The sequence below is a fragment of the Agrobacterium sp. LMR679 genome (assembly GCF_027157905.1).
Taxonomy (GTDB): Bacteria; Pseudomonadota; Alphaproteobacteria; order Rhizobiales; family Rhizobiaceae; genus Agrobacterium; species Agrobacterium leguminum.
This window is the reverse complement of the sequence record NZ_JAPVOJ010000002.1, coordinates 1005398-1020798: the sequence shown is the minus strand read 5'-3', so window position 1 is coordinate 1020798 and position 15401 is coordinate 1005398. Positions and strand designations below refer to the sequence as shown.

Here is a 15401-nt window from a genome sequence, read left to right as displayed (position 1 = left end):
GGCCTGTCACGAAGCATTTTGACAGTATTTCTGCGGCTAATTTTTAGGCGGTTCTTTGGCTGCCATGTGATGTTGCGGCCACGGTCGAAGCAAATTATTGATTTGCGCCTATTTTTGTGGTACACCAACGACACTGATCCACAGCGTGGCATTTGTGTGCCCAAAAACACCACGAAAGCAACACCTCTTTTGCACGCGGTTTCCGTGACATATCGAGCGTTTACGTTATCGAACCCCGCAAGACGGGAAGGTGTGTTTTTGCGTGCACGGCTGGACCAGTGCGGAGTCACCTGACGGTTCCCCCGTCTCATCAGGGCCTGACCGACCCAACCCCGGCATCCCCGGGTATGTAACAGGGAGTTTTTAGAACGAATGACGACCCAGCAGAAGAAATCTCCAGCACATCACGGTTTCAAGACCGGTGAAGCGATTGTGTATCCCGCTCATGGTGTCGGTACCATTTCTGCAATCGAGGAACAAGAAGTCGCCGGCATGAAGCTTGAGCTTTTTGTCATTGATTTCGAAAAAGACAAGATGCGTCTTAAAGTTCCCGTCGCAAAAGCTGTCAGCATCGGCATGCGCAAGCTTTCCGAAGGCGATTTTGTCGAGCGGGCGCTGAAAGTGGTGCAGGGCAAGGCGCGTGTGAAGCGTACCATGTGGTCGCGCCGCGCGCAGGAATATGATGCGAAGATCAATTCCGGCGATCTCATCGCGATTGCGGAAGTCGTGCGCGATCTCTACCGTGCGGAAAATCAGCCGGAGCAGTCCTATTCCGAGCGTCAGCTTTATGAAGCTGCTCTCGACCGCATGGCGCGCGAAATCGCCGCTGTCAACAAGATGTCTGAAACCGAGGCTGTTCGCCTGGTGGAAGTGAACCTTGCCAAGGGCCCCAAGCGCGGCAAGACCGTCGAAGAGGACGATTCTCAGGACGAAGCCGCTTAATAACCGGCTTTTTCCTTCTAAAAAAACCCGCCTTGATGGCGGGTTTTTTGTTGCCCGATTGCAGGCTGAAATTCACCCAGGATGCGGATTTTCGTGCCCTTGCGCAGATGCGGCAGGATGCGCCGCATGTCACGGGGATGGAGCGCGACGCAGCCCGCGGTCGGCTCATATCCCGGTCTGATCAGATGCATGAAGATTGCCGAGCCGCGGTTGCGGCTTCTCGAGGTGATATTCCAGTCGAGCACCAGGCAGACGTCATAGAGGCTGTCTTTCCGCATCATTTCTTCATGGCTCGGGGCGAAGGGCGCCTTGACCAGCCTGTTGTAATTGGGACTACGGGGCTCGTCGCACCACAGCATGGACTTCCGTGTTCGCTGCATCGGCAGTGCCGTGGCGATGCCGGGAAGGCGGTCGCCGCGATAAAACCCGTGCAGCAGGCCGATGGTGGAGATGGGAGATTTTCCGTCTCCTTCACGTTTCAATGCAGTGCGGCCATTGCGTCCGATCGCGGCTGGAAAGGTGAGATGCCCGAGCTGGACGATGGCGCGGCTGATTTTCGAGGGGGCCGGCCGAACCATGAGCGTCGATGCGCGTTTACGTTGTCTTACGGGCTGGGTGCTCATGTTTTTCACGAGATTTTGCTTTGCAGGTTATTTAACGTGAAGTCATAGCACTTCGTTATATCATGGCAATGGGTTGACCTTTCATCGGCAAACCGCTGAATTGGCTGATAATTAGAGCGCCGGGCGTCTTTTGGGATGCATAAGGGACGCTCTAACTCTTTTAAACTACGCGTCGTGTCTCTCGAAAATCGAGCCTGATTTTTGGGCCGATGCGCTAAAGTAAGAAAGGCTGAGAATCCGAATGACGGCTCGCACTATCCTTCTGGTGGACGATGACGACGATCTTCGGGAGACGCTGACCGAGCAATTGTCTCCCTATGAGGAATTCTCGCTGCTCAGCGGCGCCAATGCCGCGCAGGCGATGCAGACCGCCAAGACCGCGCAGGTCGATCTTCTGATCATGGATGTCGGCCTTCCGGACATGGACGGCCGTGAGGCGGTAAAGCTGTTGCGCAAGGGCGGCTTCAAGGCGCCGATCATCATGCTGACCGGGCATGATACCGATTCCGACACTATTCTTGGGTTGGAAGCCGGGGCGAACGACTATGTGACGAAACCCTTCCGTTTCGCCGTGCTTCTGGCGCGTATCCGGGCGCAGCTGCGTCAATACGAGCAGAGCGAGGATGCGGTTTTCACCGTCGGTCCCTATCAGTTCAAGCCCAGCCAGAAGCTGTTGACGACGGAGGACGGCAAGAAAATCCGGCTGACGGAAAAGGAAGCGGCGATCATCCGTTATCTCTACCGCGCCGGCAGCACCGTCGTTACCCGCGACGTCCTGCTGGAGGAGGTCTGGGGTTACAATTCCGGCGTGACAACGCACACGCTGGAAACGCATGTCTATCGTCTGCGCCAGAAGATCGAACGCGATCCGTCCAACGCTGAAATTCTGGTGACCGAGAACGGCGGATACAAGATCGTTCCCTGAGCAGGGGTCTCTTTGCACCTGTCATGTGTCCAAAGCTCACGCTGCGCGTCCGAAAAGGCGCGCGGCGTTCTAACAGCTTGTATTTTGAGGGCCGATATTGGAAAACCGCTATAGTGATGCAGGCGTTTTTCCGGAGTAACGATCGACATGGCCTTGACGGACGATATCATGCTGCTGGGGCAAGTGCCGTTATTTGCGGGGTTCAGCGATGACCAGCTGCGGCTTATCGCCTTCGGTGCGGAGCGCCGCCGTGTATCGGCCGGGCAAACATTGTTCCGGGAACACTCACCGGCCGAATGCGCTTTTGCGGTGACGGCTGGCCATTTCGAGCTTTTCACGGCAGGGCGGGATGGCAAGCCCGTGCTGCAGGCGACGCCGGGCAAGGGGGCGCTGCTTTCGGAGCTTGCGCTTTTCACGCTCTGCGAACGGAAGTTTACTGCCGTGGCAGCGGAGGATTCCGAAGTCATACGCATAACGCGCATCCTCTTCCACCGGCTGGTGGAGGAGTTTCCGGAGGTTGCCGATATCGTATCGGCGCGTATTCGCGACAATATCGCGTCGCTGGCGGCGGGTGCGGCCCGTTTGCAGAACCGCTTCGTCTGACGCCAGACAATTCCGCCTGTTCAGAACCGGAAATGGGCGGTGACGGGAACATGGTCTGATGGCCGGTTCCAGCCGCGGGCCTCGCGCAATATGTCGATTTTTTCGAGCGAGGAACCGAGATCCTGCGAAGACCAGATGTGGTCGAGGCGGCGGCCGCGATCAGCCGCTTCCCAGTCCTTGGCGCGGTAGCTCCACCAGGTATAGATCTTTTCGGTCTCCGGCACGTTCAGGCGCATCAGATCGAGCCAGTTGCCCTTCTTCATGATGTCTAGCATGCCTTCGGTTTCGACAGGCGTATGGCTGACGATCTTCAGAAGCTGCTTGTGCGACCAGACGTCATTTTCGAGCGGTGCGATGTTGAGATCGCCGACGAGAATGGACGAGGTGCCAGGTACACCGTCGGCGCGCAGCGCCTTCATTTCCTCGATGAAATCCAGCTTGTGGCCGAATTTCGGATTGATCGAGCGATCCGGCTCGTCACCGCCTGCCGGCACATAAAAATTATGCAGTCGCACGCGGCGCGATCCGACCTGAAAAATCGCGGAAATGTGGCGTGCGTCGCCGATACCGCAATAGTCCTGTCGATGATCTTCGGTCAGCGGAATCTTCGAGGCGATGGCGACGCCGTGATAGCCCTTCTGGCCATGGATGATGACGTGCTCATAACCGAGCGCCTTCAGCGGCTTCATCGGAAACTCGCCATTCGGGCATTTCGTTTCCTGCAGGCAAAGAATGTCGGGTTTGTAACGTACCAGAAACTGCTCAACAATCGGCATTCTGAGCCTGACCGAGTTGATGTTCCAGGTGGTTATCGAAAACGACATGCATGTGCTCCGCTTTTACTGCCGCGAACCACTTGGCTCGTGACATGTTTCCGGGGCGCAGGCTTATAACATCGCGACGAAAACGGGAATGTATTTTAGCGGCAAAATGAAAAAGGCGACCGCAGGGTCGCCTTTCGAAGACCTTTCCTTGGGGCTCGAAGCCTCAGCCGCCTTTGCGAACTTCCTCGTAATTGATGTTGAAGACGCGTTCATCGAGGTTCACGCCGGTCTGGACGTTGAAGATCATGACGGTCGTGTCCTTGTTCTGGGCGTCGGTCGTGGTCCACTGCCGCAGATCGAAGGTCTTCGGATCGAACATCAGGGTAATGGTGGAATCGCCGAAGACGCTCTTGTCGCCTAGCACGATGGTGGTCAGGTCCGATTCTTCCTTGACGTTGCGAACCTTCTGGTTGCCGAGATCGATCTTGTCGGACAGAAGCAGGCTGAGTGGCGTCTTGGAGAGCGGATAAAGATCCCAGGTCTTGAGCTTCATATTGCCGATGACGACGTTCTTGCCGTCGGCGATGACCCGCATGGGCGAGGGGTCTTCGTAGTTGAAGCGGAGTTTGCCGGGGCGTTCGATGTAGAATTTGCCGCCGGTCTGTTCACCGCGCGGGCCGAACTGGACGAATTCCCCCATCATGGTTTTGACCGACGAGAAGTGATTGGCGATTTTCTGCGCTGTCGCCGTATTGCCGGCCGCCTGGGCAAAGGCGTCAAGCGGCGACAGGCCGGCCATGATTGCGGCCATGGAAAATGCCGTCAGCACGCCACGACGCGTCACGCCGTTTTGCGGTGTGTTTGCGTTGGCCGTTTCGCCGGTGGTGAGGTCGTTCATTCTATTCTCCTTCATCGCAGCGATTGTCCGCATAAAAGGCGGCGGCTTCATGACGTTGAAAGCGTGTAATAACGCTTCTTCGCCCCGCTTGGTTGCGGACGTTACCGCTCGATGATGTCTGCTTCCGTCGGTACGAGTATTTCACGTTTTCCGGCGTGGTTGGCGGGGCCGATAATACCCTCCTGCTCCATGCGCTCGATCAGCGAGGCGGCGCGGTTATAGCCGATGCCGAGACGCCGCTGCACATAGGATGTGGAGGCTTTGCCATCGCGAAGCACGACGGCCACGGCCTGATCGTAAGGGTCCTCGGAATCGGAGAAACTGCCGGCGCCGGCCGGGCCGCCGCCATTGCCTTCCTCGTCGTCTTCCTCGGTAATCGCTTCCAGATATTCCGGTGCGCCCTGTGTCTTCAGATAGGCGACGATCTCTTCCACCTCGTTGTCGGAGACGAAAGGACCGTGCACGCGCTGGATGCGCCCGCCGCCTGCCATATAGAGCATGTCGCCCATCCCGAGCAACTGCTCTGCGCCCTGCTCTCCAAGGATGGTGCGGCTGTCGATCTTCGACGTCACCTGGAAGGAGATGCGGGTCGGGAAGTTTGCCTTGATCGTGCCGGTGATGACGTCGACGGAGGGGCGCTGGGTGGCCATGATGACATGGATGCCGGCGGCGCGCGCCATCTGCGCCAGGCGCTGCACCGCGCCTTCGATGTCCTTGCCGGCCACCATCATCAGGTCGGCCATTTCGTCGATGATGACGACGATATAGGGCAGGGGCTTCAGATCGAATTCTTCCGTCTCGTAGATCGCCTCGCCGGTCTGGCGGTCGAAGCCGGTCTGTACCGTGCGGGTGAGGATTTCGCCCTTGTCGAGCGCCTGCTGCACGCGGCTGTTGAAGCCGTCGATATTGCGCACGCCGATCTTCGACATCTTCTTGTAGCGCTCTTCCATCTCGCGCACCGTCCATTTCAGCGCGACGACGGCCTTTTTCGGATCGGTAACAACGGGAGAGAGCAGATGCGGAATGCCGTCATAGATCGACAGTTCGAGCATTTTCGGGTCGATCATGATCAGGCGGCACTGTTCCGGCGACATGCGGTAAAGCATCGACAGGATCATGGTGTTGATGGCGACCGACTTGCCCGAGCCGGTGGTGCCGGCAACGAGAAGATGCGGCATCTTGGCGAGATCTGCGATGACGGGTTCGCCGCCGATGGTCTTGCCGAGCGCCATGGCGAGTTTGGCCTTGCTGTTTTCGAAATCGCGGCTGCCGATCAGTTCCCGCAGGAACACGGTTTCGCGCGTCTGGTTCGGCAGTTCGATGCCGATGGCATTGCGGCCGGGAACGACGGCGACACGGGCAGCGATCGCGCTCATGGAGCGGGCGATGTCATCGGCAAGGCCGATGACTCGCGAGGATTTGATGCCGGGTGCCGGTTCCAGTTCGTAGAGCGTGACGACCGGGCCGGGGCGGACATGAATGATTTCGCCCTTGACGCCGAAATCCTCGAGAACGCCTTCCAGAAGGCGGGCGTTCTGTTCCAGCACTTCCTCGCTCAGCATATTGTCGCGAACGACATTCTTCGGCTCCGCCAGAAGATGGACTGTAGGCAGCTGGAAACCGTCTGCGGCGATGAAAGAGGCCTGCGCCTCCCTTGCCACGCGCTCGCTGGGCTTCGGGCGCGCGGAAGGGGCGGTTATTCGGGGCTGCCCGCGTCCCGGCGCCTGTCGGGCCGTGAATTTCTGGTCGGACTCGTCGTCGGAGAGAATGCCGTTCGGCAGCCGGCGTCCATCCGCATCGAAGGGTTGTTCGTCATCCATGTCCTCGTCATGATCTAGCGCGATGGAGGGTGGTGACATCTGGCGACGCGATGCGGCGCGTTCTTCGAAAGACGGCTCTGCGCGCTGGTCAAGGCGGTTGATCGCGGTCTTGAGGCGCGAGGGTTCGTTCAGCGTGCCGAATTCATATTCGTTGAAGTCGTAAGGATGCTCGAATTCGTCGTGCAGGGATTTCGACTTCAGGCCGAACAGGCGGCGCAGGCGCGCCTGGGTGATGTACCAGTAATGCGCCAGTGCGCCGAAGGCGAGCATATTGGCGAAGAAACCCTCGCCGTCGTCTTCGTCATCCTCTTCCGCCTCACGGGCGGCGCGGGCCTTGCTGGTGGTGACGGGAGCGGCTTCTTCGCGTTCCAGCTCGTCATCCAGACCGCCAACGATACCGGCGGCAAACAGCATCAGCCATGCGGCAGGCGCGGCAAATATGACACCGAGCACCGTGGCAATCGTGCCGGTGGGGTAAGCGCCGATGAAAAGGGCGGGAAAACGCAGGATCATGTCACCGATGACGCCGCCGATGCCGTTCGGCAGCGGCCATGTCACGGGGGCAGGAAAACAGCCGAGCGAGGCGGCGCAGACGATGGCGCCTGCGACCCAGGCCACGAGGCGAACGGGTATGCGGTGGAATTTGCGGCCGGCGATCAGCGCGATCGCCCAGGCGATGACGGGCAGGAGCGAGATGATTGCGGAAAGCCCGAGGAACTGCATCACGATATCGGCGAAAATCGCACCGCCGTAGCCCAGAAGATTGGTGGGCTGGTTTCCTGTCGCGTAGGAGAGGCTCGGATCCGCGACATTCCATGTCGCGAGCGCGGCGATGCCCAGTGCAATCGTAGCCAGCAGAGCGAAACCGGCGAGAGCCATGATCTGACGCACGAAAAACGCCGTCAACACGAAGCGTGTGTGACGACCATCGAATGTCGGAGAATGCATTCTGCCCATGTCCCTGAACCCGTCGTTTTATGGTTTCGGCAAGATCCGGCAGGAGACCTGATCCCGGATTGACAGGGAAAACTAACCGCTTGCTGGTTAATGTCGTGTTAACCATGCGGTTTTTTGAGGCGCTTCGGCTTTATGGCAAAGAAAAAGGCCCGCCGGAGCGGGCCTTCTTTTGGGAGAGGAGATGGAGAACTCCTTTTCCCGGATATCAGGAGTGGTAGGCGGCTTCGCCGTGGGTTGCGAGGTCGAGACCTTCGCGTTCGGCTTCGACCGGAACACGCAGACCAACGATCACGTCAACGATCTTGTAGAGGATCGCGGAGACGATGGCGCACCAGACGATGGTGATGGCGACGGCGACGAACTGCGTCCAGACCTGCGAGGCGATGGAGAAGTCTTCCTTGCCCGTGCCGCCAAGCAGCGGCGAGGTGAAGATGCCGGTGCCGAGAGCGCCGATGATGCCGCCAATGCCGTGGACGCCGAAGACGTCGGCAGTGTCGTCATAGCCGAACTTGTTCTTCACCACGGAGACGAAGAAGTAGCAGATTGGCGAGACGATGAGGCCGAGAACGATGGCGCCCATCGGGCCGACGGAGCCGGCGGCGGGCGTGACGGCGACGAGACCGGCGATCATGCCCGAAGCGGCGCCCAGCATGGAGGCCTTGCCGCGGGTGAAGCTTTCAACCAGCGACCAGGAAACGATGGCGGCTGCGGTTGCGAGGAAGGTGTTCATGGTTGCGAGAACCGCACCGCCCGATGCTTCGAGGTTGGAACCGGCGTTGAAGCCGAACCAGCCAAACCACAGCATGGCTGCACCGACCAGCGTCAGCGTCATCGAGTGGGGGGCCATCATGTCCTTGCCGAAGCCGGTACGCTTGCCGACCATGATCGCACCGATCAGGCCTGCGATACCGGCATTGATGTGAACCACGGTGCCGCCGGCGAAGTCGAGAGCGCCCATGCCGAAGATCAGGCCGTTTGCATCCCAGACCATGTGAGCGATCGGGAAATAAACGAAGGTGGCCCACAGGATGGTGAAGAGGATGACGGCGGAGAATTTGACGCGTTCTGCGAATGCGCCGATGATCAGCGCCGGTGTGATGGCCGCGAAGGTCATCTGGAAGGCGATGAAGGTATATTCGTAGATCACGACGCCCTCAGAGAAGGTTGCCGAGGTGCTGTCAAGCGAAACGCCCGACAGGAACAGCTTGCCGAAACCGCCGAAATAAGGGCCGGTGCCGCCGCCAAAGGCGAAGGAGTAACCGTAGATGACCCAGACGAGCATCATGACTGCGCCGATGACCGTGCACTGCATGAGAACGGAGAGCATGTTCTTGGTGCGGACGAGACCGCCGTAAAACAGGGCCAGGCCCGGAATGATCATGAAAAGTACGAGGATCGTCGCGACATACATGAATGCGGTGTCGGCTTTTTCAGGAACGGGCGCTGCGGCTGCTGCCGGCGCGGCGTCCTGGGCAAAGGCGATGGCCGGAGCCATCAGGGCCGCCGCTGCGGCGCCCAGCTTGCCGAGCGTTGAAAACTTGTTGAGTTGCATAGCTAGAAAACTCCCCTGTCAGCCGTGCTTCAAAGCGCTTCTGTGTTGGTTTCGCCGGTACGGATGCGCACGGCCTGTTCGATAGAGTAGACGAAGATCTTGCCGTCACCGATCTGCCCGGTCTTTGCCGCAGACGCGATCGCTTCGACAGCCTTGTCGACGACGTCGGATGGAACTGCGATCTCGATCTTCAGCTTGGGAAGGAAGCTCACCGCATATTCCGTGCCGCGATAAATCTCGGTATGCCCCTTCTGGCGTCCGTAACCCTTTACCTCGGTCACGGTCAGGCCCTGGATGCCGACGCCGGTGAGCGCTTCGCGCACTTCATCCAGCTTGAACGGCTTGATAATGGCCATCACAATTTTCATCTGGTTTCCCATCCTTTGTTTTGTCCTCGGCACGGAGCCGACTCTCCTGCCGCTGGCAGATCAGTAACAGCGACTGCGGACATACATTCAAAGGGCGTGCCAGTTTTGAGTGTGTATCTAACGTATTGAAATATAAAACTTATATGAAGGGCGTCTGAAAAAGGGGCATTTGTCGCCAAAATTTGCGTCTATTAAATGTGCGATTTTTGGAAAAAGCACATTATTTAATCATTTGCCCTTTTGCGGATCAAACCCTCCTGCGCCACGGAGGCGACCAGTTCACCCTGTCTGGTGAAAATATTGCCACGGGTCAAACCGCGTGCGCCGGAAGCGCTGGGGCTGTCCTGTGTGTAGAGCAGCCAGTCGTCCAGCCGGCAGGGGCGGTGGAACCACATGGCGTGGTCGAGGCTCGCCACCTGAATGGAGGGATCGAAGATGGTCGTGCCATGGGCGTAGAGCGAGGTGTCGAGCAGGGTCATATCCGACAGATAGGCGAGAATGGCCGATTGCAGGCGCGGATCATCGGGCACATCGCCGACGGCGCGGACCCAGATATCCTGCTGCGGTTCGAGTTTTTCCTTGGAGATATAGTGGGTCAGTGATACCGGCCGTATCTCTATCGGCCGCTTGTTGCTCCAGTATTTGCGGATAGAAGCGGGCGCCTTGGCAAGAAAGGCCGCCTGCATCTGCTCCTCGCTCATCAGTTTTTCAGGCGGCGTCACCTCAGGCATTTTAATCTGATGGTCGAAACCGTCCTCGAAAATCTGAAACGAGGCCGACATGGAAAAAATGGCCTTGCCATGCTGGATGGCGACCACACGGCGTGTGCAGAAGCTCGCGCCGTCGCGGATGCGTTCCACCTGGTAAACGATAGGCACCAGCGGATCGCCGGGGCGCATGAAATAGGCATGCAGCGAATGCACGAAACGGTCTTCATCCACGGTCCTCTGCGCGGCGATCAGGGCCTGCGCGATGACCTGGCCTCCGAAAACCCGCTGCCAGCCGATCTGTGGGCTTTCGCCCCGGAACAGGTTCTCTTCCAGCTTCTCAAGATCGAGCGTGGCGATGAGATTGGTCATCGGGTCTGACGTTTGCGAGGGATGCGACATTTTTTCGGCCTGCTCCGGCTGTAGGAAGACGTCACATGGTCTATAGTGCGCCGATGATGCGTGCACAAGATTTGAGGAGAAGCGCGATGCTGGACATAGTGGTGGCAGGCGGCGGATATGTCGGTCTTTCCGTTGCTGTCGCAATCAAGCAGGCGGCCCGGCATCTTGATGTGCAGGTGGTAGAGGCCTCTCCCGAGGATGTCTGGGCGAAGGACGTTCGCGCTTCCGCCATCATCGCGGCAGCCACCCGGATGCTCGATGTTTTCGGCATATGGAACGAGATCGAGCCGGAAGCCCAGCCGATACACAAGATGATCGTCACCGATTCGAAGACCGCCGATCCGGTGCGTCCCGTGTTCCTGACTTTCGACGGCGCCGTGGAAGAAGGCAGGCCGTTTGCCCATATGGTTCCGAACGTCGCTCTGGTGGGCGCGTTGCGAGGCCTGTGCGAGCGCCTTGGCATAAAAATCCGTCACGGTCTCAGTGTTTCCGATTTTACCGCGGGTCCACAGTCGACGGCCATTCGCCTTTCCGACGGGTCGACGCTTGAAGCGCGACTGCTGATTGCCTGTGACGGCGTTCGCTCCGCGCTCAGGGACATGGCTGGCATCAAGACCGTGCACTGGGCTTACGATCAGTCCGGTATCGTGACGACCGTTGAGCATGAGCGGCCGCATGAGGGCTGCGCCGAGGAGCATTTCCTGCCATCGGGCCCCTTCGCCATCCTGCCGCTGAAGGGAAATCGCTCTTCGCTCGTCTGGACCGAACGCACGGCCGATGCCGACAGGCTGGTAGCCTCCGACGATCTGGTGTTCGAGGAAGAACTGGAGCGCCGGTTCGGTCACAAGCTCGGTCCTCTTCGTCCGGTCGGCTCCCGCCGCGCCTTCCCATTGGGTCTGACGCTGGCACGCTCTTTCGTCGCGCCGCGTTTCGCGCTTGCGGGTGATGCGGCGCACGGCATTCACCCGATTTCCGGGCAGGGCCTCAATCTTGGCTTCAAGGACGTGGCGGCTCTCGCCGAAACCGTGGTCGAGGCCGACCGCCTCGGCCTCGATATCGGCTCGCTCAACGTTCTGGAGCGTTATCAGTCCTGGCGGCGTTTCGACACGTTGCGGATGGGCGTGACGACGGATGTGCTGAACCGGCTTTTCTCCAACGATATTGGCCCCATCCGTATCATGCGTGATTTCGGTCTCGGCGTCGTGGATCGTTTGCCGGGTCTCAAATCCTATTTCATCGGTCAGGCCGCCGGCACGACGGATGCGAATGCGCCGCGTCTGCTTGCCGGCGAGGCGCTCTGATCCGACCCTCCGTGCATGTTTCGGATCGGGTTTTCCGGGATTGCCGCTTGACAGCCGATTCCGGGATTTCCTGCCCGGAGGCTTTGCCGTAAAGCCGAATCCGGCCAAGGACTTATCCGGATTCATAATCTGGTATGGTCTGCGCCCCGGCCAACCAGATATTGCGGAGAACAAAAGCTGAATCCCGTCGAGTCAGCGATTCGTATTCGATTCGTTCGCAGACTGTTCCGCAGCCGAATCGATTTCATTTTCGCCGGATTCTTTTTGTTTGTTCAACTGACTGAATCTGAACGGAAAATTCTGTCGACTGGTCGCCCTGCGCCACTTTGCGGGTGAGGCCTATTGCCTTTGTCTTCGGGCGTTGCCATGTGTGGTGCGTGCGGCCCCATCAGCAATGGCGGTGCACGGCAAGCAGATGAAGTCGATTCGCGGATAGTACGTTGAATTTTCGCCCCATGATCCTGAGCGGCCGCGGTGTCACGGCCGTTCTCGGCCCCACCAATACCGGCAAGACCCATTACGCGATCGAGCGGATGGTCGCGCATGGCAGCGGTGTCATTGGCCTTCCATTGCGTCTTCTGGCGCGGGAGGTCTATACCCGTCTCGTTGAAAAGGTGGGTGCGCCGAATGTGGCGCTGATTACCGGCGAAGAAAAAATCGCACCGCCCAAAGCCAAATATTCCGTCTGCACGGTGGAAGCCATGCCGCGCGAAACAACGGCCGCCTTCGTCGCGATTGATGAGGTGCAGCTGGCGGGCGATCTCGAACGCGGGCACATCTTCACTGACCGGGTGCTGCATCTGCGCGGGCGGGAGGAAACGCTGTTGCTTGGCGCCGGCACGATGCGCCCGATCCTCGAAAAGCTGCTGCCGGGAATTACCGTTGTGGAACGCCCGCGTCTGTCGCAGCTTTTTTATGCGGGACAGAAGAAGATCACCCGGCTGCCGCAACGCACGGCGATCGTCGCCTTTTCCGCCGATGAGGTCTATGCCATCGCAGAGCTGGTGCGCCGCCAGCGCGGTGGCGCTGCCGTGGTGCTGGGCGCGCTTTCGCCGCGCACGCGCAATGCGCAGGTGGGGCTCTACCAATCCGGCGACGTCGAATATCTGGTGGCGACGGACGCCATCGGCATGGGTCTCAACCTCGATGTCGACCATGTCGCCTTCGCGCAGGACCGCAAATTCGACGGCTATCAGTTCCGCAATCTCAATCCCGGCGAGATCGGCCAGATCGCCGGCCGCGCCGGCCGCCATCTTCGCGATGGCACATTCGGCGTGACGGGGCGTGTCGATCCGTTCGATGACGAGCTGGTGGAGCGGATCGAAACCCATCAGTTCGATGCGGTGAAGGTTCTGCAGTGGCGGACGAAAAATTTCGATTTTTCCTCCATCGCCAATCTGCGTCTGAGCCTCGATGCCGCGCCGGCGATCCAGGGACTTTCGCGCGCCCTGCCGGCCATCGACCAGCAGGCGCTGGAATATCTGTCGCGTTATCCCGAGATCATCGATGTGACGACGACCGATTCGCGGGTGGAAAAACTCTGGGAGGCGTGCGCGCTTCCCGACTATCGCCGCATTGCCCCTGCCCAGCACGCGGACCTGATCTCCACGCTCTATTTCGACCTCGTGAAACGCGGGGCGGTGAACGAGGATTTCATGGCCGAGCAGGTGCGCCGCGCCGACCGGACGGATGGAGAGATCGATACCTTGTCTGCGAGGATTGCGCAGATCAGAACATGGACTTATGTATCGAACCGCCCAGGATGGCTTGCCGATCCGACACACTGGCAAGAAAAGACTCGGGAAATCGAGGATCGATTGTCCGATGCGCTACATGAAAGGTTGACGAAACGCTTTGTTGATCGCAGGACATCTGTGCTCATGAGGCGCCTGAGAGAGAATGCGATGCTTGAAGCTGAAATCAGTGTAAATGGTGATGTCTTCGTAGAAGGCCATCACGTCGGCCAGTTGGCCGGGTTCCGGTTCACGCCGGTGCCGGGAATGGAAGGGCCGGATCAGAAGGCCGTGCAGGCTGCGGCGCAGAAGGCGCTCGCGCTCGAATTCGAGGCGCGTGCCGCGCGTCTGCATGCCAGTGGAAATGGCGATCTCGCTTTGAGCTCCGATGGTCTGGTTCGCTGGTTGGGCGAACCGGTTGCCCGCCTTTCGGCCGGCGACAACATCATGAAGCCACGGGTGATCCTGCTTGCCGACGAGCAGCTGAACGGCAATGCCCGTGATCACGCGCTGGCGCGCGTCGAGCGTTTCGTCAATCATCAGATTGCGACAGTGCTGAAGCCGCTGGACGATATTTCCCGCGCCGAGGACCTTCAGGGTCTGGCGAAGGGTCTGGCGTTCCAGCTCGTGGAAAATCTTGGCGTGCTGTTCCGCCGCGACGTTGCCGAAGACGTGAAGTCTCTCGATCAGGACGCGCGCGCTTCGATGCGCCGTTACGGCGTGCGTTTCGGCGCCTATCACGTTTTCCTGCCTGCGCTTCTCAAGCCCGCCCCGGCGGAGCTTGTGACGCTGCTCTGGGCTTTGAAGAATGACGGTCTCGGCAAGCCGGGTTACGGCGATCTCATTCCGGTGCTGGCCGCAGGTCGTACATCGGTCGTCACCGATGCCAGCTTCGAGCGCATGTTCTACAAGCTCGCCGGTTTCCGTTTCCTCGGGAAGCGCGCCGTGCGTATCGACATTCTCGAGCGTCTGGCCGATCTCATCCGCCCGCTGCTGCAGTGGAAACCCGGTCAGCAGCCGCGCCCGGAAGGCGCCTATGACGGTCGCCGTTTCACGACCACGACCGCCATGCTTTCCATTCTCGGCGCGACGCTTGACGACATGGAAGAAATTCTGAAGGGCCTCGGTTACCGCGCCGATCAGGTGACGGCGGAAGAGGCGCAGGCCTTCCTCGCCAGCCACGCCGGTGCCTCTGCTCCGGCTGCCGCAGAAGCGGCGACGGCTGAAGAGGAGAGCGTCGAGACCGAGGAACACGAGCCGGCTTCCGAAGAACAGGTGTCCGAGACGGCTGCTGCTGTCGAAGGCGAAGCTGTCGAGGCGCCGGTTGCGGAGGCTGCAGGCGAAGAGGCTGTCGCAGCCGAGGCTGCGCCGGAAAGCGCTGAGGCCGCCGAGCCCAAGCCCGTTCTTCTGTGGCGTCCGGGTGGTCGCAACGAAAATCAGCGTGGCGAAAACCGTCGTCCCGGCAATCGCGGTCAGGGCCGTGGTGAAGGAGCGCGCGAACAGGGCGAGCGCCGTGGTGAAGGTCGTCGCGACAATCGTGACGGTGCAAACCGCGAAGCTGCCAATCGCGGTGGCGACGGTGAGCGCAAGCGCGATGGCGGCCGTCCGGACCGTGGCAACAACCGCAACAATGATCGTCATGATCGCGGGGAGCGCAAGGACCGGCCGGAACGCAATGACCGTGGCGGAAAGCCGCAGGGTCAGCAGCGCTTCGAAGCCAAGCCGCCGCGCAAGGAAAAGCCGCTCGATCCGGATTCGCCTTTCGCAAAGCTGGCTGCTCTCAAGGAGCAGCTGAAGAAGTAAGCC

At 59.6% G+C, this 15401-nt stretch carries 12 protein-coding genes; 5 read left to right on the top strand and 7 right to left on the bottom strand.

Annotated elements, in window-relative coordinates:
* Positions 1 to 372 precede the first annotated feature (372 nt).
* Positions 373 to 942, top strand: coding sequence for a CarD family transcriptional regulator (locus O3W47_RS15645; RefSeq protein WP_003505223.1), 570 nt, complete (start codon positions 373 to 375; stop codon positions 940 to 942).
* A 17-nt stretch (positions 943 to 959) separates the two neighbouring features.
* Here the strand turns inward: O3W47_RS15645 and O3W47_RS15640 are convergent, their stop codons facing one another.
* The gene (locus tag O3W47_RS15640) at positions 960 to 1520 is read right to left on the bottom strand and encodes a L,D-transpeptidase family protein (RefSeq protein ID WP_269314848.1); all 561 of its coding nucleotides are present in this window, start codon (positions 1518 to 1520) and stop codon (positions 960 to 962) included.
* 286 nt (positions 1521 to 1806) lie between these two features.
* Here O3W47_RS15640 and O3W47_RS15635 point away from each other — a divergent pair, with 286 nt between their 5' ends.
* Positions 1807 to 2490, top strand: coding sequence for a response regulator transcription factor (locus O3W47_RS15635; RefSeq protein WP_003505216.1), 684 nt, complete (start codon positions 1807 to 1809; stop codon positions 2488 to 2490).
* A 147-nt stretch (positions 2491 to 2637) separates the two neighbouring features.
* Positions 2638 to 3093, top strand: a complete 456-nt coding sequence (locus tag O3W47_RS15630; protein WP_020810625.1) for a cyclic nucleotide-binding domain-containing protein — start codon at positions 2638 to 2640, stop codon at positions 3091 to 3093.
* Between the two features lie 20 nt (positions 3094 to 3113).
* Here the strand turns inward: O3W47_RS15630 and O3W47_RS15625 are convergent, their stop codons facing one another.
* The 6 genes from O3W47_RS15625 to tesB all read right to left on the bottom strand — a co-directional run bounded on the left by O3W47_RS15625 (position 3114) and on the right by tesB (position 10561).
* A complete protein-coding gene (locus tag O3W47_RS15625) occupies positions 3114 to 3917 on the bottom strand; it encodes an exodeoxyribonuclease III (RefSeq protein ID WP_137452606.1) in 804 nt (267 codons plus the stop codon).
* A 163-nt stretch (positions 3918 to 4080) separates the two neighbouring features.
* Positions 4081 to 4806 (bottom strand): outer membrane lipoprotein carrier protein LolA, encoded by a 726-nt coding sequence (locus O3W47_RS15620; protein WP_052025744.1) that lies wholly within the window; start codon positions 4804 to 4806, stop codon positions 4081 to 4083.
* A 50-nt stretch (positions 4807 to 4856) separates the two neighbouring features.
* Positions 4857 to 7523: a DNA translocase FtsK gene (locus O3W47_RS15615; RefSeq protein WP_269314098.1), complete on the bottom strand. Its 2667-nt coding sequence runs from the start codon at positions 7521 to 7523 to the stop codon at positions 4857 to 4859.
* Between the two features lie 214 nt (positions 7524 to 7737).
* Entirely contained in the window at positions 7738 to 9084 is a 1347-nt protein-coding gene (locus O3W47_RS15610; protein ID WP_120947539.1) for an ammonium transporter, read from the bottom strand.
* A gap of 29 nt (positions 9085 to 9113) precedes the next feature.
* Positions 9114 to 9464 carry a P-II family nitrogen regulator gene (locus O3W47_RS15605; RefSeq protein ID WP_004444057.1) on the bottom strand — a complete coding sequence of 117 codons (351 nt, stop codon included), beginning with the start codon at positions 9462 to 9464 and terminating at the stop codon, positions 9114 to 9116.
* A gap of 212 nt (positions 9465 to 9676) precedes the next feature.
* Positions 9677 to 10561, bottom strand: coding sequence for an acyl-CoA thioesterase II (gene tesB / locus O3W47_RS15600; RefSeq protein ID WP_269314097.1), 885 nt, complete (start codon positions 10559 to 10561; stop codon positions 9677 to 9679).
* Between tesB and O3W47_RS15595 the strand changes: the two genes are divergently transcribed.
* Complete coding sequence (locus tag O3W47_RS15595; RefSeq protein ID WP_400157425.1) at positions 10537 to 11862, top strand: ubiquinone biosynthesis hydroxylase; 1326 nt, start codon at positions 10537 to 10539, stop codon at positions 11860 to 11862. The genes tesB and O3W47_RS15595 overlap by 25 nt on opposite strands.
* Before the next feature lie 455 nt (positions 11863 to 12317).
* Positions 12318 to 15398 carry a helicase-related protein gene (locus O3W47_RS15590; protein ID WP_269314847.1) on the top strand — a complete coding sequence of 1027 codons (3081 nt, stop codon included), beginning with the start codon at positions 12318 to 12320 and terminating at the stop codon, positions 15396 to 15398.
* Positions 15399 to 15401 lie beyond the last annotated feature (3 nt).